20 protein-coding genes and 1 pseudogene are annotated in these 24,885 nt (G+C 57.9%); 9 read left to right on the top strand and 12 right to left on the bottom strand.

Features of this window, described 5'->3' with window-relative positions; genetic code table 11:
• Window positions 1–28 precede the first annotated feature (28 nt).
• From tnpB to J5276_RS29065, 12 genes are all read right to left on the bottom strand, one after another.
• Window positions 29–385: an IS66 family insertion sequence element accessory protein TnpB gene (gene tnpB / locus J5276_RS29010; RefSeq protein ID WP_209160203.1), complete on the bottom strand. Its 357-nt coding sequence runs from the start codon at window positions 383–385 to the stop codon at window positions 29–31.
• A complete protein-coding gene (locus tag J5276_RS29015) occupies window positions 382–855 on the bottom strand; it encodes a transposase (RefSeq protein WP_229002291.1) in 474 nt (157 codons plus the stop codon). Before J5276_RS29015 ends, tnpB begins: the two co-directional genes overlap by 4 nt.
• Window positions 856–1,044: 189 nt before the next feature.
• Window positions 1,045–1,794, bottom strand: a complete 750-nt coding sequence (locus tag J5276_RS29020) for an IclR family transcriptional regulator (protein WP_209160205.1) — start codon at window positions 1,792–1,794, stop codon at window positions 1,045–1,047.
• Window positions 1,795–2,112: 318 nt separating this feature from the next.
• Window positions 2,113–3,441, bottom strand: coding sequence for an FAD-binding oxidoreductase (locus J5276_RS29025; RefSeq protein WP_209160221.1), 1,329 nt, complete (start codon window positions 3,439–3,441; stop codon window positions 2,113–2,115).
• Window positions 3,442–3,466: 25 nt separating this feature from the next.
• The gene (locus tag J5276_RS29030; RefSeq protein WP_209160206.1) at window positions 3,467–4,324 is read right to left on the bottom strand and encodes an N-formylglutamate amidohydrolase; all 858 of its coding nucleotides are present in this window, start codon (window positions 4,322–4,324) and stop codon (window positions 3,467–3,469) included.
• Between the two features lie 111 nt (window positions 4,325–4,435).
• Window positions 4,436–5,791: an MmgE/PrpD family protein gene (locus J5276_RS29035; RefSeq protein ID WP_209160207.1), complete on the bottom strand. Its 1,356-nt coding sequence runs from the start codon at window positions 5,789–5,791 to the stop codon at window positions 4,436–4,438.
• Window positions 5,792–5,945: 154 nt separating this feature from the next.
• Window positions 5,946–6,716: an ABC transporter permease gene (locus J5276_RS29040; protein WP_255610393.1), complete on the bottom strand. Its 771-nt coding sequence runs from the start codon at window positions 6,714–6,716 to the stop codon at window positions 5,946–5,948.
• A gap of 8 nt (window positions 6,717–6,724) precedes the next feature.
• Window positions 6,725–7,594, bottom strand: a complete 870-nt coding sequence (locus J5276_RS29045) for an ABC transporter permease (protein WP_209160209.1) — start codon at window positions 7,592–7,594, stop codon at window positions 6,725–6,727.
• The gene (locus tag J5276_RS29050; protein WP_209160210.1) at window positions 7,594–8,688 is read right to left on the bottom strand and encodes an ABC transporter ATP-binding protein; all 1,095 of its coding nucleotides are present in this window, start codon (window positions 8,686–8,688) and stop codon (window positions 7,594–7,596) included. The genes J5276_RS29045 and J5276_RS29050 overlap by 1 nt, the downstream gene beginning before the upstream one ends.
• Window positions 8,689–8,701: 13 nt before the next feature.
• On the bottom strand, window positions 8,702–9,736 hold the full coding sequence (locus tag J5276_RS29055; protein ID WP_209160211.1) for an extracellular solute-binding protein: 1,035 nt from the start codon (window positions 9,734–9,736) through the stop codon (window positions 8,702–8,704).
• 30 nt (window positions 9,737–9,766) lie between these two features.
• Complete coding sequence (locus J5276_RS29060; protein WP_209160212.1) at window positions 9,767–11,524, bottom strand: hydantoinase B/oxoprolinase family protein; 1,758 nt, start codon at window positions 11,522–11,524, stop codon at window positions 9,767–9,769.
• Window positions 11,525–11,536: 12 nt separating this feature from the next.
• Window positions 11,537–13,582, bottom strand: coding sequence for a hydantoinase/oxoprolinase family protein (locus J5276_RS29065; protein ID WP_209160213.1), 2,046 nt, complete (start codon window positions 13,580–13,582; stop codon window positions 11,537–11,539).
• A gap of 456 nt (window positions 13,583–14,038) precedes the next feature.
• On the opposite strand from J5276_RS29065, the gene J5276_RS29070 reads away from it, so the two are divergent.
• The 9 genes and pseudogenes from J5276_RS29070 (at window position 14,039) to J5276_RS29110 (ending at window position 24,880) form a co-directional block, all read left to right on the top strand.
• Window positions 14,039–14,806 carry an IclR family transcriptional regulator gene (locus J5276_RS29070; RefSeq protein WP_209160214.1) on the top strand — a complete coding sequence of 256 codons (768 nt, stop codon included), beginning with the start codon at window positions 14,039–14,041 and terminating at the stop codon, window positions 14,804–14,806.
• Window positions 14,807–15,027: 221 nt separating this feature from the next.
• Window positions 15,028–15,969: an ABC transporter permease gene (locus J5276_RS29075; RefSeq protein ID WP_209160215.1), complete on the top strand. Its 942-nt coding sequence runs from the start codon at window positions 15,028–15,030 to the stop codon at window positions 15,967–15,969.
• Window positions 15,966–16,847, top strand: coding sequence for an ABC transporter permease (locus J5276_RS29080; RefSeq protein WP_209160216.1), 882 nt, complete (start codon window positions 15,966–15,968; stop codon window positions 16,845–16,847). The genes J5276_RS29075 and J5276_RS29080 overlap by 4 nt, the downstream gene beginning before the upstream one ends.
• The gene (locus J5276_RS29085) at window positions 16,847–18,637 is read left to right on the top strand and encodes an ABC transporter ATP-binding protein (RefSeq protein ID WP_209160217.1); all 1,791 of its coding nucleotides are present in this window, start codon (window positions 16,847–16,849) and stop codon (window positions 18,635–18,637) included. Before J5276_RS29080 ends, J5276_RS29085 begins: the two co-directional genes overlap by 1 nt.
• Window positions 18,638–18,645: 8 nt before the next feature.
• A complete protein-coding gene (locus J5276_RS29090; protein ID WP_209160218.1) occupies window positions 18,646–20,001 on the top strand; it encodes an MmgE/PrpD family protein in 1,356 nt (451 codons plus the stop codon).
• 270 nt (window positions 20,002–20,271) lie between these two features.
• Window positions 20,272–21,321 carry an alcohol dehydrogenase gene (locus J5276_RS29095; protein ID WP_209160219.1) on the top strand — a complete coding sequence of 350 codons (1,050 nt, stop codon included), beginning with the start codon at window positions 20,272–20,274 and terminating at the stop codon, window positions 21,319–21,321.
• Window positions 21,322–21,480: 159 nt separating this feature from the next.
• Window positions 21,481–22,911 carry an aldehyde dehydrogenase family protein gene (locus tag J5276_RS29100; protein ID WP_209160220.1) on the top strand — a complete coding sequence of 477 codons (1,431 nt, stop codon included), beginning with the start codon at window positions 21,481–21,483 and terminating at the stop codon, window positions 22,909–22,911.
• Between the two features lie 143 nt (window positions 22,912–23,054).
• Window positions 23,055–23,303 (top strand): annotated as a pseudogene (locus J5276_RS29105) (transposase); the annotation flags it as partial.
• 215 nt (window positions 23,304–23,518) lie between these two features.
• A complete protein-coding gene (locus J5276_RS29110) occupies window positions 23,519–24,880 on the top strand; it encodes an IS110 family transposase (protein WP_219256749.1) in 1,362 nt (453 codons plus the stop codon).
• The last annotated feature ends 5 nt before the right edge of the window (window positions 24,881–24,885 follow it).

The following is a 24,885-nucleotide window of genomic DNA, read 5'->3' on the forward strand; positions in this document are numbered from 1 at the left end:
ATGCGGCTGATTCAATTTGTCGCGGCCGTTATCCTGCCATAACGGGGGTGCGTGTTTCGGTTGGCACATGGACGCGTTTCCAATCCAGCCCCTCAAATAGAGCCGAGAACTGGGCGGATGTCAGATGCATCGCACCATCCTGCATCCGGGGCCAGTGGAACTCGCCATCCTCAAGCCGCTTGGCGACCAGGCACACGCCGCTACCGTCCCAGAAGATCAACTTGATGCGGTCGGTTCGCTTGGCCCGGAACACATAGATCGTGCCGGAGAACGGGTCGGCTCCCATCTCTGCCTTCACCAGTGCCGCCAACCCCTCTGCACCCTTGCGGAAGTCGACAGGCTTGGTGGCGATCATGACTTTCACCGCGCCGGACGGACCAATCACGATGATGCCTTCATGGCCGCAATGACGGCTGCAATCGTCGTGGCGTCAGCGCCAGATGCAATCCTCAGTATTGCACCACCAAACTCCAGCTCAATCACAGCCTCACCATGAGCCTTCCTCGGTGACCGTGCTCGCCGTACCTTTTTCGCCGGGGGTATGTCTTGTGGGGCGACAATGGCAGGCGCAAACATCAATGCCTCGTCCGGCGCTGTATCGAGCGGCCTGCGGGCAAGCCGTCGCCAGGTGAACAACTGTTGCGATGTTAGCCCGTGATGCCGTGCCACCGAGCACACGGTCACGCCGGGCTCATAACTTTCCGCGATGATCCGCGCCTTCTGTTCGTCACTCCATTCGCGGCGGCGACCACTTCCAGTAAATACCTCGAACCGACGAACCGGCTCTTCATCCTTAGTTTTAAGCGTAAGCTCTGAAATCGACATATGTCCAAGCCCTCTGTTCAGGCTCAACATCGTCAATCACCAGGTGATCCGGAAGGTGGGGTCAAGATGACGCTTACGATCTAGACCCGCTCCAGCAAATGCAGGGCACGAGGGCCTTGAGGCCGGAACAGCTTCCACTGTCCGGCCTCTCAATGTTTAGAACGCAAAAGATCTGTCAGTGCGCTACAGGCGCGGTTTGATCAGCTGGCTCGGGCTGCGTTAGGGCAGGCATTCCCGCAACTGACCAACCTGATCCTCGACCCAGGTGTCGTTCATCATGTCGAGCGGTGCGTTGAAGGAAAAGGCCATGTTGACCTCGTACATGCCTGAAGCCATTCGTGGCAGGCCCACGCCGCCTTCTCCGAAAAAGAAAAAGCCCTGATTGATGGCGTATCCGCGCTGCTTTGCTTCAAGCACCTGGTTTCGAATAATGTCGCGGTCCACGGGGCGTATCGAAGGATGTGCCTGATATCGCTCGGCGTTTGCATCGAGGATCTGCTCAACGACATTCTCTGACAGCAGCGACATCAATGCGAGGCTGCCGGCTCCGACGCCCATTGGCACCCGAGCGCCGAGGCCCATGGCAAACTGGTGCCGCGAGGAGCGGCTGATCATCTCAGCGCAGATCGCGTCGATACCCGATTGAACGAGGAGATAGACATTGAACCCGGTTCTGCGGGCGAATTCGGTCATGCCGGGACGATATCGCTGGACCAGAGGCTCAAGTCGTTCCTGCCGGCGCGCAAGCATCGGTACAGCGGTGCCCAGGCGATAGTGTCCATAACGCTCGGTCGGCTCCGCAAAACCTTTTGACACCATAGCCGCTAAAGTGCGGTGCGCCGCGGGTTTCGCAGTACCTATCCGGCTCGCAATCTCGGCAAGGCTATAGCCCTCTGGCCCCACCTCTCCAAGCAACAGCAATATGTCGAGTGCGCGTTCGGCATTTGAAGAAGACGCGGAAAATTTCATCGACCGAAAATTCCAGTTAAGAGAACGATTTGCGCTTCATCATGACAACTATCAGAATTTGCGCGAGGCGATGTGTTAATACTTCGTCCAAACACGCAATCCTGTCAAACAATAGAAGGATTCCGACCCACATATTTGCTTGAAGTGGTGGGTGGCCAAACGGCGAGTAATCCTAGCGGTGGAAAGGCGCAGTCGTGCTACGGGGCTCCCCCACGCAAAAAGCCCATCTCATATGCGGCTGGGCATCACGCGAATTGCGGTACAGTGCCACTATATGAGATGGGCTTGGAATTCACCACCCGAAGGCGGGAGGTGTTCTTACATGGCCGCCGGAGCGCCCACGTCATGCTCGGAGAAGCGGGTGAACCGCAACGGGGTGGGATCAACGATTGGATCCTCGTTTGTGATCAGATCGGCTGCGAGCCGACCTGCGCCAGGTCCGACGCCAAATCCGTGCCCGCTAAACCCGGACGCCACATAAAGGCCGGGCAATTGCGGAACTGGACCGATTGTAGCGACTGCATCGGGCGTCGAGTCGATCCAGCTTCCCCAAGCGTGGGACACACCGATTCCGGAAAGCTCCGGAAAGCTTTCCATCAACGCGTCCATGGCGAGCTTTACCGTCTTCGCGTCCGGTGCTGGGTTGAGCACCCGCATTTTCTCGAAAGGCGAAATGCTATTCAAAGTCCACCGGGCCAGAGCCTCGGGCCCGGTTACCGCGAAGCGGCTGATTCCGAGCGACAGGCTCGTTGACCAGCGCGCCTTGAACATTGGCATGAACTGCTGCGCATACCGGAAGGCCTGAGGTGTCAATTCGACCTTTGCTCGCCCGCGGATGGAGACGGTATAGCCGCCCTCTGCGCGCGGTCTGAAGGTGAATGATGGGGTGGAGAAACCACCTTCGATCACCTTCGCGCCTGGCTTAGTCGCGAAAGCCGTTGCCCTTACACCAACCTGCGGGAAGATGATCCCATGCCAACGGAAGAACATCGAGGTCCAGGCTCCCGCCGCGCATAGTACGCGTGACGTGCGGATGCTTCCTTTCTCGGTGACGACGCTGTGTATTTTGCCGGCCTGAGTTTCGATACCTCTGGCGGCGCAGTTTTGGTGCATCGTCGCCCCATGCCTCTGAGCCGCTTTGGCAATAGCCGAGCACGCCATTGTCGGTTCGGCAAACCCATCGGTCGGAGAATGAACGCCGCCGATCCATTGCGTGGTGGAGCCGGTAGCGGCAGCCTTGATTTCGGCACTCGACACCATGCGGCTTTGAACGCCATAGCCGCCCGCCATCTTCACCCATTTTTCCCAACCGGCGAGCTCTTTCTCGCTGCTCGTAACATACATCAGGCCCTTGCGGACAAAGCTTAGATCCGGACCGATTTCATCGGAAAGTTCCTGCCATGCTGCGAGCGACCACTTCGCCAAGGGAAGCTCGCGCTCGTCGCGATTCTGCTGTCGCACCCAGCCCCAGTTTCTGCTGGATTGCTCGGCCGCAACGGCACCCTTTTCGATGACGGCGACGCTGTGACCTTTCTTGGCAAGATAGTAGGCGGCCGAAATGCCGGCGATGCCGCCGCCAATGACAACGACATCGGCTTGCTCGGGCAGCTTGTCATTGCTGTCTACCCGAACGAGTTTGAATGGGATATCGCGTGATAGAGCGTCCATCAGATCAGCCCTTCGCACGTGCATGGTCGGCAATTCGAGACGCCAGCGTCTTAAGATGGCTCTGGATCTCGGGAAGCTTTTTTCCGCGCAAAGACGTTGCTTCGTCCATGTAAAGGCTGCGGTTCATCTCGATCTGCAGGCTATGAATGTTTTCGGCTGGATTGCCGTGCTTGCGGACAGCTTCCGCACCGATGAAGTGCGCGTTGTGCGTGACCCGGTACCCGAAGCCCCGCAAGACTTCGGTTGCGAGTTCAAGAAGATCCCTGTCGCAAGTCTGGCCATTGCGATCACCCAGATCGAAGTCCGATCGGCGCTGGCCTGCGTCCGGTGCGCTCGGCGAGGGCATGGCAGGCATCGAATGGCAGCTTAGATGATAGACGATACCATGCTCGGCTTTGAACTTCCTCAGAAGCCGGGTTACCTCATTGTGGTAGGGCCAATAGTAATTGTCGAGACGGCTTGCGACTTCGGCGACCGAGAGAGGTGCATCGTAGACCGGCTTTGTCCCTGCGCAGACCGTTGGGATGAGACCAATGCCGGTCTTGGTCTTGGGACCAGGCTGCAGATCCACAGGCCATTCGCCGGTCAGCTGGCCCGGATCGATATCGAGTTCGTGCCTGTTGAGATCGATATAGATGTTCGGGAATTCCGCAAAGAGCCAGGTTGCGCCACTATCAACGACATTCAGGTAGCATTCTTCGACATACATCGAGATGGAGCGCTGCAGATCCTTCAGAAGAGCAATCGTGCGAAAATCGTGAGGATAATTTCCTCCGCTTCTCGGCGTTTCGAACAGGACAGGTGCGGCAGGGACCGTGGGGTCGATGCGCGTGAACACTCCCGATTTGACATCCATAAGCATTTAAAGTTCTCCAGTGTGGCGTGAGCCAATATTCTTTCACGACGAAACGCGGTGCGGATTCTTGGCCGTGCACCGCGCTTGCTTTGCGTCAGTTTCCAGTGGGATCAGTCGTTAAGCGACCTCGTTGGCGCTTGGGCTTGACACTTGGCCGCCATGGTCCGCGAGGGCGTAAAGCAGTGGACCAAACCCATTCGTTGTCAGTTTCGAGGTCGCAGCGAGAATGCTGTTTTGTCCGTACTCAGTCAGACTTTCAGCACCGATCAGGCGGAACTTCTCCATGACCTGTTCGGCGCTCATCGGGTTTGCGACATCGCCGAGTGGGAAGAGGATGGTGCGGCTCTCCGGTCCGTTGCCCTGGTCAATGATGACACGGGACGGCGTTCCCTTTGGAAAGCTATCATCGAAGTCCGCGTGGGCGACCATCTCGATGCGCGACGACAATTCGAGGATCTCCGGATCCCGAAGGCTTGCAGGGTCCATCGGCTGAAGCGCCTGACGTCCCCGCAACGCCGCAAGTGCGCAACTGAAGTAATAGCTGTACTGCGCGCCTTCGAGCGATCGTGGTGCACGCTCGTTTGATAGCTCTGTTCCGCGCTGGAAGGTTTCAATCCGAAGGTTCTTGATCGGTGCTTCTGGTTGGCGCATCTCGAGGATCGCGTCGACGGCACCATGCATGTAGCGGCAGCACGCATAAGGCTTCAGGTAACAATCGCCGATCCACCAATGAACCCCGAGGTCGCCGGTCAAAATGGAGCGGATATACAGTGCCTCGTTGTCGAGGAGATCGAGCGGACCTGTCGCACCCGCCTGAGCGCGGAACGCTGCGGTCAGCCCGGCGACAACGGCTGGAGGAATGAGCTCCTTGACGGTGCTACCCTGGTAGCGCGAGGTGCCCCTTTTGTATCCGATCGGACCTTCGGCTCCCGCGATCCCGATTGCGTTCGCCATCTGCGACGGCGAAAGCTTTAAAAGCCTGCCGGCGGCTGCAGCAACACCGAAATTGACCCAACGGCCGCTTGCGTAGCTGTCAATGGTTTCCGTCGGGCGGGCAGTCGCGACACGTAGTGCGATATCGTATCCTATCACAATCGCCTCAAAGATATCTTCGTCGGACGAGCCGATTGCCTGAGCGACCGCGATGGCTGCAGGAATAACACCTGCACCGGGGTGGCCAGCGGCCCCCCGATGTCCGTCGTCGATGTCAAGCGCGCTCGCGGCCGCAGCATTCGCCATTGCCGCGCCCGCTATCGACAGGGATTGCTCAGTCATCCAGACGGTGCAAGGTCCCCTGCCATAGCTCGCGATTGCAGCGCGGCGGGCTGCGACAGCAAGGTCCGAATGCAATCCTGCCGCGGTCGCGGCAAGGAGATCGGTGATTAGGATCGCACAAACATCCTTGGTGGTTTGCGGAAGGCTACGAGCGGGATGCGTAGCTGCGAAGGTAGCGAGTTGTTCTATTGCGTGCATGATTTAGACGACACCATTTGTTTTGGAAGCACTGATCGTGCCGGGAGCTTTGAGCCATTTCGCGCCGGTTTCTTCGTCTGGGGGAGGCGAGGAAGACCCGAGCACCTTCGAACCGATGGTTCACATGCCTTCGTCCAGGCACGATCTGGCTCCGTTATTTTCCGATCGCGCGAGCAAGGCCGATAACCCGTTCGAGCAGGAACATGAGGAAGACGCTCAAGAGGATGAGGAGAACCGACAGGGCAGCGATCTGTGGGTCGGTTCGCTCGGTGGTGTAACGATAGATTGCCACAGGCAGTGTCGACAAAGATTGTCCAGCCAGGAATAAGGTAATCGCTACCTCGTCGAACGAGATGAGGAACGACAGCAGCGCCGCTCCCGTGATAGAGGGGGTCAGCGCTGGCAAGGTTATCCGCCGAAACACCGTGAGCGGCCTCGCGCCTAAGCTCGCAGCGGCCGACTCGATGTCGGCGGGCATCGTCTGCAGGCCGGTAATCAATATCCGGATAACGAACGGTGTCACGATCATCGTATGGGTAAAGACGAGTCCGAAGAACGACCCGTTGAGCTTGAGCTGCACGAAGACCAGAAGAAGGCCAAGGCCGAGGATGATCGAAGGTACGATTAGCGGCGCCGTGAAGAGCGCGATCAGCGAATTCGCGAACGGCATCTTCGAACGGACCAGCGCGTAGGAAGCCGCAACCCCGAACGCCAGCGACATAATTGTCGCTGCGATCGCCAGCGTCACGCTAAGTTTCAGACCGGCGAGAAATCGTTCATTGCTCAGAACTGCCGAGTACCACCGAAAGCTCCAGCCGGAAGGTGGAAACGCCAGATTGTTGTCCGCGCTGAACGACATCACGATCGCCGGCAGGAGCGGCGCCAAAAGCAGCCCGAACAGGAGGATCAGAAGGGTGCGGTTCACAATATGGGTCAAGACGTCCCCCCCGATTTAGCGCGCGTCCGCATATCCCAGACGCGAATAGGTCCCATGGTGAGAATGAACAGCCCGAGGAGAACCATCGACATCGCAGATGCCAGCGGCCAGTCCAGAATTTCCAGGGCCTGGGTGAAGATCTCGGTCGGCAGCAGGAAAACGCGACCCCCGCCAAGCAGTGCAGGCGTCACAAAAGCCGAGATTGCCAACACGAATGTCAGAAGGCAGCCAAGCGTAACGCCCGGCAAGCTGAGCGGCAAAGTGACCCGGAAAAACCGGCGCGCCGGCGTCGCGCCGAGCGAACTTGCGGCATCCTCGACATTCGGGTCGATCTTGCCGAAGCCAGACAGCAAGCAAAGGGCCATGTAGGGCATCATGATATGGGTCAGGCCGATCACGACGCCTGGATAGTCGTTGACAAGGCGCACATTGCCGAAGCCGATCCAATGGATGAAATCCTCCAGCGGGCGCAAAATTAGCATCCAGCTGTAGGTTCTCACGACAGCGCTGAGGAGGAGAGGGGAGACCGTCAGCAAAACAAGCGTCCCTTTCCACTTTGATGTGGTGCGGTACAGGTAAAGCGCAATAGGGTAGGTCAAAAAGCATGCGAGAAGCGTGACCAGCAGGCTCAATACGATCGATCGGATGACGATCTCTCGCGAGAAGGGGTCTGTGAAGAACTTCTCGTATGCGGAAATCCCGAGTTCAGGGATCAGCACGCCGCCTTCAGCGGAGCCGTAAAACGAGATCAGGGCAACTGAAAGGATTGGCAAGACAAAGAAAAAGCCGATCACAAGGAGCATCGGGAGGCTGAGCAGCCATCCGACCGCGGCGCCAGCCGACGTTGTTTCGTCGTTGTGAGCCATCAATTCACCTTCCGTTCAAAGACAAAGCCGCTGGCGACCGGCCAATCCAAAGTGACCTGCTGCCCGCTTTCCAAGCCTCGCCAAGCAGGGGACGATCCCGGTACTTCCGCTGTCATCGCGATCCCTTGGGCATCGCAAGCGACGGAAACGATGTCACCAGCATAGGTCACCTTGCGGACGGAGGCGGGAACGCGGTTTCGCCCAGTCTCGCTCGGGGAGGAGCCTGGCAGAACGTCAATCGAACTTGGGCGGATCAGGAACTGAACGGGTCCCTCAAGCGAGGGCTTGGCAAGCTTGATGGACAGGCCGGAGTCGGTCTTGATCTGCTGGCTTGCATCGCCGTCCGCGTTGCTAATGCCAACAATACTGTTCACGCGGCCAATGAAATTGGCGACGAAGCTGCTTGCAGGGTTCTCGTATATTTCTGTGGGCCGACCGTACTGGACGATCACGCCTTCGTTCATAATTGCCACATGATCGGAGATCGCCATCGCTTCGGACTGATCATGCGTTACGAAAATGGTGGTCGTTCCCAGGCGTTGCTGGAGGTCACGAATTTCGTCCTGCATCTGCTCGCGCAGTTTGGCATCCAGGTTTGAAAGTGGCTCGTCGAGAAGGAGGAGATCGGGATGGATGACGAGAGCGCGGGCGAGCGCAACGCGCTGCTGTTGGCCACCGGACAGCTGGCGCGGGCGGCGTTGCCCAAGCGATCCGAGTCTGACCATTTCCAGGATTTCTCCCGCCCTGGATCTGGCGTCCTTTCGGTTGACGTTTCGCATTTCAAGGCCGAACGCTACATTGTCCAGCACTGTCATATGCGGAAACAACGCGTAGTTCTGGAAGACGAGGCCGATATTTCGTTTGTAGGTCGGCAAGGATGTCACATCCTTGCCGGCCAGCATCACACGGCCGGAGGTCGCTCCAACCAACCCTGCGACGATCCTCAAAGCTGTTGATTTGCCGCAACCCGATGGCCCGAGAAGCGATACTATTTCGCCAGGTGCAGCAGTGATATTCAGCTTGTTGAGCACAAGCTTCTTATCGTCATACGACTTCGAGAGGTCTTGGAGACTGAGTTCGGCACCAATTTTCATTTACATCGGTCCCTCAGTTCGCAGTGATGACTTTGCGGCGCCATTCCTGCAGCCAGGATTCGCGCTTGGAGACGAAGAACGCCCAATCGAGCGGCTTCAGTTTTTCACGAATTTCCGGGGTCGAGGCAGTCTTCGACAGGGCATCCTGCGACGGCTTCGCGTTCTTGTTGGTCGGCGAGTAGAACATCAGATTGGCGAAGGCTGCCTGCGCTTCGGGGCTCAGCGCATAGTCAATGAACTTCAGCGCTTCTTCCTTGTTTGGTGCGCCCTTAACGAGGTTCATCGTGTTGATTTGGAACATCGAGCCTTCCGTCGGGATGACGACACTCATCTTGCTCTTCGGATCCTTTGCAAAGAATTGGGCGCGCGCGTTCCAGCCTGCGCCCGCCTTGACCGTACCGTTGGATACCAGCTCGTAAGCGTCCGGCGCCGGTGCCCAGGTCTGGACGTTCTTGGCGATCTCCGCGAACTTCTCGATACCCTGATCGATGGACTTCTTCTCGTCGCCGCCGGCTGCCCGGGTGAGCAGGATCGTGTTCATCAAGGCGGCGATTTCAGGGGCAGGCCACATGGCGACCTGCCCCTTCAGGTCAGGCTTGGCCAGATCAGCCAGCGCCTTGGGAGGATTGGCAAGCGAGTTGCTGTACATCAATACGGGGTAGTCAAAGGTAATACCCGGACCGAAACCCTTATTGATATAGGCTTCGTCGAAGAGATTCTGGCCGTTGGAAAGCTTGGTCAGATCGACCTGATCGAAAATACCTTCCGTGTTTCCGGCACGCGAGACCATAGCGTCCATGATCGAAAGGTCGAGGGTCGGGTTGTTCTTCTCGGCGCGGATACGGCCGAGATTTTGCGCCGAAAGGTTGATTTCGTTGTAGATGACCTTGATGCCCGTCTTCTTTTCGAAGGGCTCGATCACAGCCTTGCGGTAATTGTCCGCAAAGACGCTCTGATATCCAATGATTTGGACATCAGCCAAACAGGGAGAGGACACGCTCAGCACAGCAGCGATGGCTGCCAAGTATTTCGGCAATGCAAAGGCCATTTCAATTCTCCTTGTGGTTCGGGCTAGAAATCAAGCTGCTCGATCGTTTGTCGGGATCCATTCATTGAGATCGGTGCCGACCTTCACGCCATAAATTTTCTCGGCCTGTTCGCGGGTTACGAGACCATGACGGACGTCGCGGAGGACCAGAGCCGGGTCGCGCTCGAGCGGATTGCCGAAACCACCGCCACCTGGCGTGTAGTGGGTTACGACGTCGCCGTAATCGAGCATTTCGAGTTCGCCGATCGAATGCTCGAGCACACGAGCCTTCGACGTTCCTTCGTTGATCACCCAACGCCCGCCGCCACCCGGCAAACCGCCGGCCACACCCTGCGGGAGGGTGACGGATTTCTGGGAAGTGTGCTGGAGTTCCGCGAGGTCGCCCAGCACCTTATAGGCCAGGACCTGACCGACGCCGCCGCGCCACTTGCCGGCGCCACCGGTTCCGGATTGAAGCTCGCGCTGGACATAAAGAACCGGGCATTCGGCTTCGGTCGCTTCGATCGGCGGGATCGGGCAATTGGTGACGTGGCAAGACATGACGTCGATGCCGTCAGCCTTGGACGTTGCACCAAGTCCGCCCGGTACCACTTCGCCAAAAACGCTCGGATTGCCCGTGTCGCGCTCCCTGGCTGAGGTGAAGTTATAAAGGCATCCGCAAGAGTCGCCCATGACGCGTTCCGGCACGATCTGCGAAAGCGCACCCATCACGAGATCCACAAGGCTGTGGCATACGACCATGCGCTGGTAGACAGCTGCCGGTTTCTTGGCATTTACCAGCGTGCCTTCCGGTGCGATGACCTTGAACGGGCGCTTGTTTCCTTCCGTCGACGGGATTGAGGGGTCGGTCACACAACGCATCGCGTAGAAGATAGCGGCCCAGGTCGTGGCGAGCGGTGCGTTGATCGGCCCGCGGATCTGCGGGTCAGTACCAGTGAAGTCGAAGAGGATGTCGGAACCGGTTTTGTGGATCGCGAGCTTCAGCTTGTAAGGTCCACCCTTCGCACCATCGTCAAGGATAAGTTCCTCGTGTTCGTAGACACCGTCCGGGATCTGTGAGATTTCCGCGCGCGTGCGTTGCTCGGAATAGTTGATCAGCGCTTCGAAGCAATGGAAGAGCGTTTCGCGGCCGTAGCGGTCGAACATCGCCTTCATGTCTTCGGCAGCCGCCGCAACCGAGGCGACCTGCGCGAAAAGGTCGTTTTCCATGTTGTCGGGAAGGCGGGTGTTGTTGAGGATGATACGCATGCATCGTTCGTCGACGATCCCGTTCTCGCCGATCTTCATGGGGGGAACGCGCAGGCCCTCCTGCCAGATTTCCAGGTTCCAGCCGCGGGTCGCCATGTTCATGGCGCCGATTTCCTGATGATGGACCATCAGACCGGTGAAGCCGACCAATACCTCTTCGAAGAAGACGGGCATGAAGACGACATAGTCGTTTGTATGGGCCGTCGACATCGACGCACCGCCCGCATAGGGGTCGTTGGTGATGACGATGTCCCCGGGGCGCCAGGTTTCCGGCGCATGATACTGTTCGAGAATGGTCCGCAGGCAAACGCCGGTGCAATTCAGGTGGATCGGAATGGTCGCCGATTCCGCCAGAAGGCGCCCCTGTCCGTCGAAGACGGCCGCCGAGCAATCTTCCATTTCCTTGACGATGATCGACGTCGACGCGCGAATCATGCGATGGGCATTGCGTTCGGCAATCGAGGTCAGAGCATTGCGAACGATTTCGAGCGTTACCGGATCGATGGTTGCGGCGGATGTGGTCTGGATATTGGTGTTCACGATAGTGTCTCCTCAGCGTTCCAGATGGAGGATGCGGTAAGCATCGCACCGGGCAGTCCAGCCGGGCGGAACGAAAAGCGTGGAACCGGGATATTCGACGATCGAAGCGCCGGTGAAGGTGTAGCCTTCGCGCAGGTCGTCCAACCGATAGATCGGCAGCTCTTCCCAGCGATTGGCGTCGATCAGCGCTTTGCGACGGCTAATGACCGTGGCCTTGCCGCCGGCTTCGCCCGGGAAAGTCGGCCATACGAAGTCGGGCTTGGTCGACATCGCAGCGACGCGCATGTTGACGATCTGGATCGGCTTGCCAGGGTTGTCGTACCCGTACATCTGCTTGTGACGTTCGGCGAAACGGGACTGGAGTGCGTCGAGTGCTGCCTGCATATCGCCTGCGGGAAGTTCGAGATTGAGCTCGAAATTCTGTCCCTTGTAGCGAAGATCAAGGCTCGTCACGTATTGAGAGGTGCCGGCCGGGATGTCTTCGTCAGCGAGAGCCTTTTCACCTTGCTCGATCAGTTCGTCAAAACCTGCCGACAGTTCCGCGGCATCGACTTCGCCGAGATAGGCAAGTTTGGTGCGAACAAGATCGTGACGAACCTGAGCAGTCAACATGCCGAGTGCAGAGAGATTGCCCGGGGCGGGGGGGATGAGAGCTGAGCGGATCCCGAGCTCTTCGGCCAGGCGGAGGGTGTGGAGGGGGCCGGCGCCGCCGAAGCCGACAAGCGTATAGTCTCGTGGATCAAGCCCGCGCTGAACGGTGATGAGCTTGATGGCGTTGACCATATGCGCTTCAGCAAGGGCCATGATCCCGCTCGCTGCGGCATCGACAGAAATACCGCAAGGCTCTGCGACCTTGCGCAAGATGGCTTCAAGAGACTTCTCCGGATGAAGTTTGCGCGCGCCCGCGAGGAAGTATTCCGGATTGAGGCGGCCGCCATAGAGGTTGGAGTCAGTGACAGTCGGATTTTCACCGCCCTGGCCATAACATGCCGGACCGGGAACCGATCCCGCACTGCGCGGCCCGAGGCGCAGCGCGCCGCCCTGATCCACCCAGGCGATCGAGCCACCGCCTGCACCAATCGTGATGAGGTCGAGCATAGGGAGAAGGAGCGGGTGACGGCCGACGCTCGATCGGGTCGTCATCTCTGCCTTGCCATCGGTAAGCAGGGATACGTCAGCGCTCGTGCCGCCCATGTCGAGCGTGATAATCTTGTTGACACCAGCCTTTTCCGCCAGAGCGGCGCCGCCAATTATGCCGCCCATCGGACCGGAATGCGTCAGTGCCGCGGGAAGCTTCTTGGCAGAGGTGAAAGACATTACGCCGCCATTGCCCCGGATGATGTAGGGAGCCGGTGTGATACCCTTCGCGGCGAGTGCGTCAGCCAGGCCATCGAGGTGGCGTGTCAATGGGCCGCCAACGAATGCGTTGATCGCCGTTGTGCTGGTCCGCTCGTACTCCCGGAACTCGCGCGCTACCTCGCAAGACAGCGAGATCGCGAGATCGGGAAACTTCTCAGCCGCGACCTTGCCGATTCGCTGTTCGTGTTCCGGGTTGGCGTAGGAGTTCATAAGGCAGACCGCGACGCAGCGCACGCCTTTAGACTTCAGTTCGGATAGCCGCTCAGCAATATCTGCATCGTCGATCGGGGTGACAACCGAACCGTCGGCTGCAATGCGCTCACTGACGGTGACGCGAAGATCGCGCGAGATCAGCGCGGTCGGCGGACGCCAATGAATATCGTAGACATTCGGGCGACGCGATGCCCGGCCAATTTCCAAGACATCGCGGAAACCGCCCGTCGTTATGAGGCCGATATCGACTTGCTGCTCTTCGACGATAAGGTTGGTGACCAGCGTTGTGCCGTAGACGAAGCGATCGACCTCGCTCATCTGGCGGCCGGCGCGCTCGACAATCGTTTCGATCCCTTTGGCAATACCATTGCTCAGGTCTTCCGGTGTGGTCGGAACCTTCAATGTAACGATCTTCGCCTGATCATCGTCGAGCAGCACAAGGTCTGTGTGCGTGCCGCCAGTATCGGAACCTATACGAATGCCCATCTACTTCTCCGTTGACGCTTGTTGTTGGCGGCTTGAAGCCCCCAGTCTGCTGTCGGGGGAGGCTGGTGTGGCCCAACCTCGTAAATGTTCCGGCTGGACCAGTGGTCACATCGACCCAGCCCGAACGGTGTATTGGCTAAGGGGAAAGCGTAGTTCGGCGCCGCGGATTGGGGTTCTCTAGCGGTCACTACGTTACCGCCGTCATTCTCAAGCTGTAGGAACTCACGGATTGCCTTCGATGGCGCTCTGTGACCTGCCCACGCAGCTCGATCATGTCGCAACGAAATCCTCGACAAAAACTGTGCCGACCAGCTCTATCCCCTCAGACAGAGATTTGTTTTTTCTTACTTGCAAATGAAGCTATCATCGAAAATCAGAATTACAATATGATTTGGAAAATAAAAATCGTATCATATTGTGATAAATGATATGATGTGGTGGCAGGGAGAGTGATTTATGAGTGAAAAGAGCGTCGAGGGTGCACAGGTTATCGGCAAGTCGATCGCGTTGCTGAAGTTCATTTCTGCCGCGGGATCGGACGGCGCCAAGGTGAAAGACATCGCAGCCGCCTTGAACATGAGCGTGCCGACGATCTACCGCCTCGCGAGAGCATTCGAGAAAAACGGATGGCTTGAGCGGCTCGATCATAAGATGAGTCTCAGACTCGGCATTGAACTCTTCGCGCTCGGCGTCAAAGCCGCAGACGCCGCAGGCATCCGCTCTATTGCCCGTCCTGCGCTAGTTCGCATTAGCGAGGAGGTGGGTGCCACCGTCTTCCTGATGTGCCGCAACGATCATCATGTCATCGTGGTTGATCGCGTGTGGGCCGGCCAGAATATCTCCACACTCACAGATAACGTCGGGAGCATGGTGCCCATGGGGGTAGGCGCGGCCTCTATCGCGATCATGTCCACACTGGACCAAGACGACGTTGAAGCGCTCACAAGCGCGAACGAACCTTCCTACGAGCGCTACGACCTCACGCGAGCCGTGATCGCTGCCACAGTGTCCGATGCCAGAGAGCGTGGTTATGCCGAGACCCAGTCAACTCTGATTGCCGGTCTTTCCGCTCTTTCCATTCCTGTCAGAAACTTCAACGGCGTCTCCACAACAGCGTTAAGTGTGAACCTGCCGACGGACTTCCTGACCGTCTCGCGCAGGACGCACATCGTCGAATTGTTGAAAGCCGAGGTGGACAGCATCGAGAAGATCGTTCGAAGCTGAACGTCTGGTCCCGCACCCGCGCGTCTCATACCGTTGATCGGGTCTCAGCGTTAAATTCTAAATATCGTAATATTGAATAGAAAAAAATATTAAATAAGAGAATTTGTTGACAGCGACTTGAATCTTGTTAATTCTGATCCCGCTCGCAGCAGCTAAAGCTAGATGCGTATCAGAACTCGCACAGGCCAATTGCCTAAAGCGCGTCAGGGGAGCAGGTCTCAATGTTATTGTATCTCGCAAAGCGAATGTGCTTTGCCGTCTTCACGTTGATAAGCGTTCTGACGCTCGTCTTTCTCATGGTCCGAGTGCTACCCGGCGATCCGGTCCAGATGATCCTCGGCGATCAGGCCAGCCCCGAGAGCATTGCCGCAATGCGCACGCGACTCGGGCTCGATCAACCGGTACTCGTTCAGTACGGCCATTTCCTGCTCAATGCGCTCAAGGGTGACCTTGGCACATCGATGGCCTCAGGACGCCCCGTGACTGAAGAAGTCATGTCGGTCTTGCCGTATACTCTAGAGCTGACATTTGCTGGATTGCTGCTCGGCGTCGTCTTCGGTGTTCCCGCGGGCGTATGGGCAGCGGTGCATCGCAACAGAGCCGTGGATTACGTTCTCCGCTTCGTTTCGCTGCTTGGCCTGTCGCTTCCCGGGTTCGTATCGGCGATCATTCTGCTGATCGCATTTGCAATTAAGCTCCGATGGTTCCCTGTCATCAGTGCAGGGACAGGCGAAGGGATTGGCGACCGTCTCTGGCAGATGGTGCTACCGGCCGTATCTCTTGCTTTGATCATGATGGCCTATGTCACGCGCGTTACGCGTTCGGCGATGCTGGAAGTGTTGAGTCAGGATTTCGTGAGAACGGCCCGAGCCAAGGGGGTGCACCACAGCGCCGTCATCTGGCGCCATGGTCTCGGTAACTGCCTTGTTCCGATCACGACTATTGTCGGCCTTTATCTGGGCATTCTGATTGGTAATTCGGTTCTGACCGAAATCGTCTTCTCCCGGCCAGGCCTTGGAAAACTCATTCTGACGGCTTTGAGCCAGCGCGACTATACGCTGCTGCAGGGGATGATCGTTGTCTATACCTTCATCGTGGTTGTCGTGAACCTTGCGACCGACCTTACCTATGGCTTCCTCGATCCCAGGGTTCAATACAAATGACAAGCTCAGATGTAACGCTAAAGAGCTCCGGCAGCCGGCTCGAAAAGACCCAGGCCGTCATTCGCCGGATCAACTTCTCCACCTGGGCAGGTTTGCTCATCGTCGTTCTTCTCGTTTTGGGCGCGATATTCGCTCCGCAACTGTCTCCTTATCCGGCCGCCAAACAGAACATCGTCGACCAGCTCGCTTTGCCGAGTGCTGCCCACATCTTTGGTACCGACCAATTCGGCCGAGATATCTGGACCCGCATGCTCTACGGAGCGCGCTACTCGCTGATCATCGGCTTCCTGGCCGTTGTGGTTGCCATGGTCATTGGCACGTTCATCGGAATGATTGCAGGTTTCAGGGGCGGCCGTCTCGACATCGTCTTGATGCAGATCATGGACGTCGTTCTGGCATTCCCTTCGCTCATTCTGGGCATTGCACTCGTTGCCCTTATGGGGGCGACGACGACCAATATCGTTGCCGCGATTGCCTTCACGTCGATACCGGCCTTCGCCCGCGTTGCCCGCGCTGCCGTTATCACCCAGCGCGACCGTGAATACGTGCAGGCCTGCCGTGCTATGGGCTTTTCTTCAAATCGAACCCTCTATCGGCACATCCTGCCGGCAATTCTTCCCGAAATCATGGTTATGGCGTCACTCTGGATGGCAAACGCTGTCAGAACGGAAGCCTCTTTGGCCTTTGTCGGTCTTGGAATAGCTCCGCCGGCTCCGACATGGGGCGGAATGGTCCGTGATGGCTTTGAAAACATTCTCAGCTCGCCGCACCTTGCCCTGTTTCCGAGCCTTGGCATCCTTCTCCTCGTCCTGGCTTTCAACCTCATCGGCGATGGTCTTCGCGACATTATCGATCCGCGTTTGAAGGATGCTTCCTGATGTCCGAATACCCTGTACTTTCAGTCAAAAATCTCAAGATCTCATTCGGTAGCAAGCCGATCGTCCACGATCTTAGCTTCGATATTGCCGCCGGCTCGACATTGGCGGTCGTCGGTGAATCCGGATCGGGAAAGAGCGTCACCTCGCTGGCGATTATGGGCCTTCTGCCGGAGGGTACCGCGAAAGTGAGCGGGTCCATTCGCCTCAATGGCAAGGAACTGCTCGACCTGCCCGAAGCAGAGATGCGCCGGATCCGGGGCGGCAAGATCAGTATGATCTTCCAGGAGCCAATGACATCGCTCAATCCTGTCCAGCGCGTCGGAGACCAAATCGCCGAAGCCATCCGGATCCACCGTGGATTGAAGGGCAGGGCTCTCCGCGACGCTGTTCTTGAAATGCTCCAGAAGGTCGGGATCCCTGACCCCGGGCGCCGGATCGACAATTATCCGCATATGTTCTCGGGCGGAATGCGCCAGCGTGTCATGATCGCCATGGCCCTTGCTTGCAATCCTGTACTTATCATTGCCGACGAGCCGACCACCGCACTCGATGTCACAGTCCAGGCGCAAATCCTTCGACTTCTGAAAGATCTTCAGCAGGATACAAAGACGGCCGTCCTATTCATCACGCATGATATGGGCGTGGTCGCCGAAGTCGCGGACGAAGTCTTGGTCATGCGCAGCGGTCACCAGATCGAAGCAGGCACTGTAAACAAAATTTTCAGCGAGCCGGAAAGCGACTATACTCGGATCCTGATCGAAGCAGCTCCCTCGATAGCCGGCAAAACCGATATCGGGAGTGCGTCAGCGACAGAACTCGACGCCCTTCCGCTTAGCTGCAAAGGTGACAAGCCCCTTCTTGAGGTGCGCGATCTCTCGGTTAGATTTGTTCATACCGGCGGGTTGCTCGGCCGGAGACTGGGCCACGTCCATGCTGTGGAAGGTGTCTCATTCGCGATCGGTAAGGGCGAGACGCTCGGCCTTGTCGGGGAGTCGGGCTCCGGTAAGTCAACGATTGGCAAGGCGATCATCGATCTCGTATCGCGGCATGGTGGCACGATCACGGTCGATGGCAACGTAATTGACTATTCCGATCCTAAAAGTCTGGCTCGCATGCGCCGTGACATCCAGATGATCTTCCAAGATCCATTTGGGTCGCTCGACAGTCGCCAGACCATCGGCTCGGCGATCATCGAGCCTATGAAAGTCCATCGGATCGCATCCGGTAAAGCGCTGATCGAGAAAATGGAGTGGTTGCTCGACAAGGTTGGAATCCCTCCCAACCGCGCCGACAGCCTGCCCCATGAATTCTCCGGCGGCCAGCGCCAGCGCATCTGCATCGCGCGTGCGTTGGCAATGGCGCCGAAGTTGATTATCGCCGATGAAGCCGTTTCTGCCCTCGATGTCGCCGTCAAGGCGCAGATCATCGAACTGATGATGAGCCTTCAACGGGAATTCGACATTTCGTATCTGTTCATCAGCCACGATATGGCGGCCGTGGAGAAAATCTGTGACCGGGTTGCCGTTATGTACTTTGGTGAACTGGTTGAGATCGGCAGCAGGGACGACGTAATCGGGCGCCCTGGCCATGACTATACCCAGCGCTTGCTTTCCGCCATTCCGATTACCCATCCGGATCAACGGCTGGTTCGACCAGAGGCAAGGCGAGAGGCGCTACCACCACGCAGCCCGATGAAGCCCATCGGTTTCGTGCCGGAACCAGCGCTCTGGAACATGAAGAGCGACGGGCATTTCGTCCGCCGCCCCGCGCCATCGCTCAGCCAAAGGTGATGCCATTCATGCACGCTATTCAGGAACTTGCTAATTTCGCGGCTACCCATCCGGCTGGTAGCCTTCCACAATCCGCACGGCAAGCTTGCGCGGTACTCATCACAGACCTTCTCGCAGCGAGTGCGGCGGGATTCAACTCAGACCTGGCTATCGCCGCCAGAAAGGCCGCTTACGCCGCCTATGGCCAAGGTACGGCCGATGTCTGGTTGACCGATCGAAGCCTCTCTATCGTTGGTGCTGCCATGGCGAATTCCGCAGCAGCAAGTGCTCTCGATCTCGATGACGGTCACCGTGGCGCAGCCGGGCATCCCGGGGCTGGGATTATTCCGGCTGTTCTGGCCGTCGCACAACAGATAGGCGCGAGCGACGAGGAGATCTTCGAGGCAATTGCGGTTGGCTATGACATCGCATTGCGCGTTGCCACGGCTCGCCCGACGGCGACGATCGACACCTATATCAGCGGTCGCTGGGTGAATTTCGGTGTCGCGGCAGGCGCAGGGCGTCTTTTGAAACTGACCACTTCCCAGATGGCCCATGCAATTGGGATCGCCGGTGCCGAAGGCCCGATAGGTATCAACGAAGCGGTCTCTAAGGCCGACGGCAACACCGTCAAGGAATGCATTCCGCCAGCTGTCGTGACCGGGCTGACGGCGGCCTTCCGTGCTCAGGCTGGAGCGACCGGTCCGCTTGACCTCCTGGACGATGGGACGCGCTACACGCGCGCGGTTCTTACCGGCGATCTCGGCATTCATTGGTGGCTCGAAGATTGTTATCTGAAGCCCTACGCATGCTGCCGCTACATGCACGCGGCCATCGACGCCATACTTGAACTACGCCGTCCAAGTGCTCCTATAGTAAGCCTTCGCATCGAGACATTCGCTGAAGGGCTGAAACTGTCGAACGAGCGTAACCCCGCGGGCCTGGAAGGTGCGCAGTATAGCTATCACTTTAGTTGTGCCCTTGCAGCGATCCACGGTGGACGCGCTCTGCAGCCGGTCGATCCCGTTTATCTCACGGACCAGGCCGTTCTTGAGCTATCAGCACGTACTGTTTTGCAGGCCCATCCGGATTTCGCGTCAAGCTTTCCCAAAGGAACGCCTTGTCGAGTCATCATGGATCAGGGCCATGGCAAAGAAGCACTCACTGTTCTCCACCCGCTCGGTGATGTTGCCAATCCAATGTCCTACGAGCAGGTGAAAGAGAAATTCGAACAGCTCGGTTCGCAGGTGCTGGACGAAGAGCGGCGCGCCCGGATCCTGGTAGCACTTGATCAACTGCCTGTCAGAGGCTTCAAGCCGTTGTTCAACAGTCTTGTCGAAATTTCCACATCACTCCAGTTAGAGGATACGAGGGAACTCGCGTGAACATCAAACCGCAGCGTAAGGACGCGCAGAACCAAGCTCGACCCGGGCTTTCAGTTCAATGGCTCCATTTCTCTTTGCCCGCTTGTCACCGAGACGGCGGATTTTGAGGATTTCGGCGCTGAGGTGACCTCCTGTGAGGTCGCTCTTTCGACTTGAGCGGCTGACTCAACCGTCTGCGCAGGCCGGTCGCTCTGTCGGGCAAAGGTATTGCGTGAGAAGGCCGCCAGGTTCGACACGCGGCAATCACCATAGGAAACTACGGAGGAAGAGATGAGGGCCTGGCTGAACAAAACGCATCACAGCAGGTTGGAAGCCGTCGAGATCGCAACCCCTGACGCGACCGGGACACAGGTCGTCGTTGATGTGACGCACTGCGCAGTTTGCCATTCGGACCTCCATACTTGGCAAGGAGTGACTGACTACGGAAGCCGTGGCGTTCTGCAGCGACCGCAGCCTGAAACCCCTATTGCCATGGGCCATGAAATCGTGGGCAAGGTTTCCGCCCTTGGACCGGACGCACAGGGCGTAAAGATAGGCGATCAGGTAATTGTCTACCCATGGCTTGGTTGTGGGAAATGCAACGATTGCCTCAACGGTCGTGACAATATTTGTGCAATAGGTAGCCGTAGCCTTGGCTTCATGCAACACGGGGGCTTTGCCGATGAGGTTATAGTGCCTCACTCAAGATACCTCGCCTCGACCGGCAACATCTACCCGGCTTTGGCGGCAACATACGCTTGCTCCGGCCTGACCGTACGGTCGGCAATTCGCAAGATCATGCCACTCTTGCCTGACGAGCTCTTCGTCGTGATCGGTGCGGGCGGGCTCGGCGTGCAAGCCGTCGCCATGCTGAGGGCGCTGACGAAAAACAAGATCCTCGTCCTCGATAAATCTGAGGCTAAGCGCGATCTCGTGTTGGGGGAAGGCGCGGATCATTTTGTGGCACTCGCCGACGAGGACACCGCAGCCAGGGTTATCGAGATCAACGGTGGTAAGGTCAGCTCCGTGCTGGATTTCGTCAACAACTCGGAAACGTCCGGGCTGGCCTTGAGTATCCTGCGCAAGGGCGGACGGACCATCCAGGTCGGCCTTTACGGCGGCGAACTGGCCCTCCCGCTCTACACATTGGCTGTGACCGGGCTTTCGATTATCGGCAGCATCACCGGAACGTCCGAAGACCTCAAGGATCTCATCAGGCTGGCTGAAGATGGCGTTCTGACGCCGATTCCGTTGACACGGATGGGTATGGCTCAAGTCAATGAAGCGATGTCCCGTCTTGAGCAGGGCCGGGTCGACGCCAGGATCGTACTGACCAACTGACCGCAGCTTCGAACGCAGCGGCCCGCGGCTTCTTTCATGCTTCGCCATCCGACCGAAGAGTAGACTGGTCGGAAGGCTGGAATCCAAATTTTTACGATCGACGGCCTACCCCTGATTTTGGGCCGGCCGACCTCGACAATCAAACGAAAGGGTACTGCAATGCCACCTAGTCCTAGCATCTATATCGACAATACTTGGCAGCCGGCCACGGGAGGCGACACGTTCTGGGCGGTGAACCCGTCCACCGAAGAAGCATTTGCCGAGTTTCAGATTGCATCCGCAGAGGACGTCGACCGCGCCGTGAAGGCCGCCAAAAACGCTCTGCCGGCATGGAGCGCCTCCGAAAAGAGCGTGCGTGTCGATGCACTTAGTCGGCTTCTTGAGGCTTACATTGCCCGGACCGAAGACCTGGCAAGGGCGTTGGCAGCCGAAATGGGTGCTCCGATCGATTTCGCTCGTACAAGTCAGATCGGCGCGGGCGCGAACCATCTGCGCGCTTTCATCAAGGCCCTGCAGGAGTTCCATTTTGCCGAGCCCGCTCTCATCGGGACCGAAAATCAGGAAATTTTGCGTGAAGCCGTTGGCGTGGCAGCGCTGATCACGCCATGGAACTGGCCGCTTAATCAGATCACCCTAAAGGTCGGCGCGGCCTTGGCTGCAGGTTGTACTGTGGTCCTTAAGCCCTCGGAGATATCGCCAGTGTCCGGTCAGATCTTCGCCGAGATCGTCGAGGCTGCCAATCTGCCGAAGGGGGTTTTCAACCTCTTGCAGGGCACCGGCACCGTGACCGGGGCTGCCATGGTTGCCCATCCAGACGTCGATGTCGTCTCCTTCACAGGTTCGACGCGCGCCGGTATCGCGATTTCGCACGCCGCTGCGCCGAGTATCAAGCGTGTGTCGCTCGAACTCGGCGGGAAGTCTCCCAGCATCATCTTCGCTGACGCTGACGTCGAAAAGGCCGTTCGCTGGACCGCAAACTTCTGCTTCAACAACACTGGGCAGTCCTGCAATGCTTCGACTCGTATGCTGGTCGAGCGCAGCGTCTACGACAGGGCGGTAAAGCTCGCCACCGAAGTGGCAGAGGGCATTGTCGTCGAGAGAGCCGATCTCCCCGGAAACCACATCGGGCCGCTTTCTTCCAAGGTGCAGTACGACAAGGTCCTGCGCTACATCGACCAGGCTGTCAGCGAAGGCGTGAACTTGGTCACCGGAGGTCGCGGCCGGCCCGAGCACCACAAACGCGGATTTTTCGTCAGCCCGACCGTATTTGCGGGCGTGACCCCAGAACATTCGCTATTCCGCGATGAAGTGTTCGGACCTGTTCTCGCCATCACACCTTTCGATAGCGAGGAGGAGGCGCTAGAGCTCGCAAACGACACCGTTTATGGTCTTTCCGCCTATATTCACACTGAAGACCTTGCCAAGGCAAAGCGCGTGGCCAGAAATGTCCGAGCCGGCATGGTCCAGCTCAACGGTTCTGCACGCGCTCCCGGTACGCCTTTCGGCGGCTACAAGCAGTCTGGCAATGGTCGTGAAGGTGGGCGTTGGGGCATCGAGGAATTCCTCGAGACGAAGCTGGTAGCCGGTTGAGCGTGACTATCCGATAAGCATCCTCACCTGAATGAGCCGTCGCAGCGTGATCCTTCAGGTGGGGATGGCTGAATAGCCCCGAGATGAATAGCCCCGAGATTTGTAGACGCCTTCTTTCCTAATTTTGAGGCAAGAAGAGCATCATGGGCAAATCGAATTTCAGCGAAGAGTTTAAGCGTGACGCGGTGCGGCAGATCACGGAGCGGGGCTATCCGGTGGCTGAGGTTTCGCAGCGTCTCGGCGTCAGCCAGCATTCGCTGTATGAATGGAAGAAGAAGTTTGCTGGGTCGGACTCCAAGGGCAACGACGAGGCCGAGGAGATCAGGCGGCTGAAGAAGGAACTGGCTCGCGTCACTGAGGAACGCGATATCCTAAAAAGCGATCACCGGCTTTGGTCCTCCTGTGCGCGGTAGAAACAGGCTGTGCTACGCTGACCACCGGAGGGGAGTTGCCGACTGCTTATTGGAGGCGATCGACCCCGTTAAAAAACGTGGCACATGGGCTGTTGCGGACTTGAGAGTGGTGACGCGGCTTTGGCGGCGATCCCGGTTAGGAAAATGACGAACTTGCACGGCCCAGCCCCTCCCAATCTATAGGAGGAGAAGTCATGCCAAAGATAATACCTACCAATCCACAAAATCTCACACGCATGAACCCCGGAGCAGCCGCTCTCGACATCGGATCCACGATGCATATGGCCGCAGTCGACCCGGAGAGTGACGATATGCCGATCCGCGCCTTCGGCACTTTCACACATGATCTGCATGATCTCGCCACTTGGTTCCGATCCTGCGGCGTCACAAGCGTTGCGATGGAATCGACCGGGGTCTATTGGATCCCGGCCTTTGAGATAATTGAACAGCACGGCTTTGAGGTGATCCTCGTCAATGCCCGCTACGCCAAAAATGTGCCGGGCCGGAAGACCGATGTCAGTGATGCGGCGTGGCTTCGCCAACTACATTCCTACGGCTTGCTGCGCGGAAGCTTTCGTCCGCAGGCGCAGGTTGCTACGTTGCGAGCCTATTTACGACAGCGAGAACGGCTGGTCGAGTATGCGGCGGCTCATATCCAGCACATGCAGAAGGCTCTGATGGAGATGAACCTGCAACTCCATCATGTCGTCTCCGACATCACCGGCGTAACAGGCATGAAGATCATACGGGCGATTGTCGCCGGCGAGCGCGATCCCGACGTCCTGGCATCATTGCGCGATGTTCGCTGCCACTCCTCTGTCGACACGATCAGAGCATCGCTGATCGGTAACGATCGTGATGAGCATGTGTTTGCTCTCTCTCAGTCGCTAGAGCTCTACGATTTTTATCAGCAGAAGATGCTCGAATGCGATCGTCGGCTTGAGAGCGCAATTGGTGCGATGTCAGTTGAGGTCGATGCCCCGCTCTTGCCATTGCCAAATGTCCGGACAAAAACCAAGCAGGTAAATGCACCGTCATTTGACGTGCGAGCTGCCCTATATGGCCTCGTTGGGACAGACCTGACGCAAATCCATGGCCTGGGCTCGTCTCTCGCGCTGAAGCTCATCGGCGAATGCGGCACGGACCTACGGGCTTGGCCGACGGCCAAGCACTTCACATCATGGCTCTGCCTCGCCCCGGGTAATAAAATCTCCGGCGGCAAGGTGCTTTCTTCGCGAACTCGCCGATCATCCAGCAGGGCGGCCGCATTGCTGCGGTTGGCCGCGACCACGCTCGGCCGCAGCGACACTGTACTTGGCGCATTCTACCGGCGGCTGGCAGGGCGTATTGGAAAACAGAAAGCCGTCACGGCGACCGCACGCAAGATTGCCGTCCTTTTCTACAATGCGCTGCGTTATGGGATGGTGTATCGCGATCCAGGCGCTGCTGCCTATGCTGAGCGCCATCGTGGCCGTGTCATTGCGAATCTCCAACGCCGCGCTCGGTCTATGGGCTATGATCTCTCACCCCTGGCGCCTGGGGACTGTGTTTCTTAGGAAGC

The sequence above is a fragment of the Agrobacterium sp. S7/73 genome (genome assembly GCF_019355535.1).
GTDB classification, from domain to species: domain Bacteria; phylum Pseudomonadota; class Alphaproteobacteria; order Rhizobiales; family Rhizobiaceae; genus Agrobacterium; species Agrobacterium tumefaciens.

What these genes read in the sequence shown, in the direction of transcription:
- J5276_RS29015 (WP_229002291.1), bottom strand. Translation starts at nt 855, where the DNA reads ATGTTGAGCCTGAACAGAGGGCTTGGACATATGTCGATTTCAGAGCTT.
- J5276_RS29075 (WP_209160215.1), top strand. Translation starts at nt 15,028, where the DNA reads ATGTTATTGTATCTCGCAAAGCGAATGTGCTTTGCCGTCTTCACGTTG.
- J5276_RS29100 (WP_209160220.1), top strand. Translation starts at nt 21,481, where the DNA reads ATGCCACCTAGTCCTAGCATCTATATCGACAATACTTGGCAGCCGGCC.
- J5276_RS29050 (WP_209160210.1), bottom strand. Translation starts at nt 8,688, where the DNA reads ATGAAAATTGGTGCCGAACTCAGTCTCCAAGACCTCTCGAAGTCGTAT.
- J5276_RS29110 (WP_219256749.1), top strand. Translation starts at nt 23,519, where the DNA reads ATGCCAAAGATAATACCTACCAATCCACAAAATCTCACACGCATGAAC.
- J5276_RS29070 (WP_209160214.1), top strand. Translation starts at nt 14,039, where the DNA reads ATGAGTGAAAAGAGCGTCGAGGGTGCACAGGTTATCGGCAAGTCGATC.
- J5276_RS29045 (WP_209160209.1), bottom strand. Translation starts at nt 7,594, where the DNA reads ATGGCTCACAACGACGAAACAACGTCGGCTGGCGCCGCGGTCGGATGG.
- J5276_RS29055 (WP_209160211.1), bottom strand. Translation starts at nt 9,736, where the DNA reads ATGGCCTTTGCATTGCCGAAATACTTGGCAGCCATCGCTGCTGTGCTG.
- J5276_RS29035 (WP_209160207.1), bottom strand. Translation starts at nt 5,791, where the DNA reads ATGCACGCAATAGAACAACTCGCTACCTTCGCAGCTACGCATCCCGCT.
- J5276_RS29080 (WP_209160216.1), top strand. Translation starts at nt 15,966, where the DNA reads ATGACAAGCTCAGATGTAACGCTAAAGAGCTCCGGCAGCCGGCTCGAA.
- J5276_RS29030 (WP_209160206.1), bottom strand. Translation starts at nt 4,324, where the DNA reads ATGCTTATGGATGTCAAATCGGGAGTGTTCACGCGCATCGACCCCACG.
- J5276_RS29085 (WP_209160217.1), top strand. Translation starts at nt 16,847, where the DNA reads ATGTCCGAATACCCTGTACTTTCAGTCAAAAATCTCAAGATCTCATTC.
- J5276_RS29095 (WP_209160219.1), top strand. Translation starts at nt 20,272, where the DNA reads ATGAGGGCCTGGCTGAACAAAACGCATCACAGCAGGTTGGAAGCCGTC.
- J5276_RS29065 (WP_209160213.1), bottom strand. Translation starts at nt 13,582, where the DNA reads ATGGGCATTCGTATAGGTTCCGATACTGGCGGCACGCACACAGACCTT.
- J5276_RS29020 (WP_209160205.1), bottom strand. Translation starts at nt 1,794, where the DNA reads ATGAAATTTTCCGCGTCTTCTTCAAATGCCGAACGCGCACTCGACATA.
- J5276_RS29090 (WP_209160218.1), top strand. Translation starts at nt 18,646, where the DNA reads ATGCACGCTATTCAGGAACTTGCTAATTTCGCGGCTACCCATCCGGCT.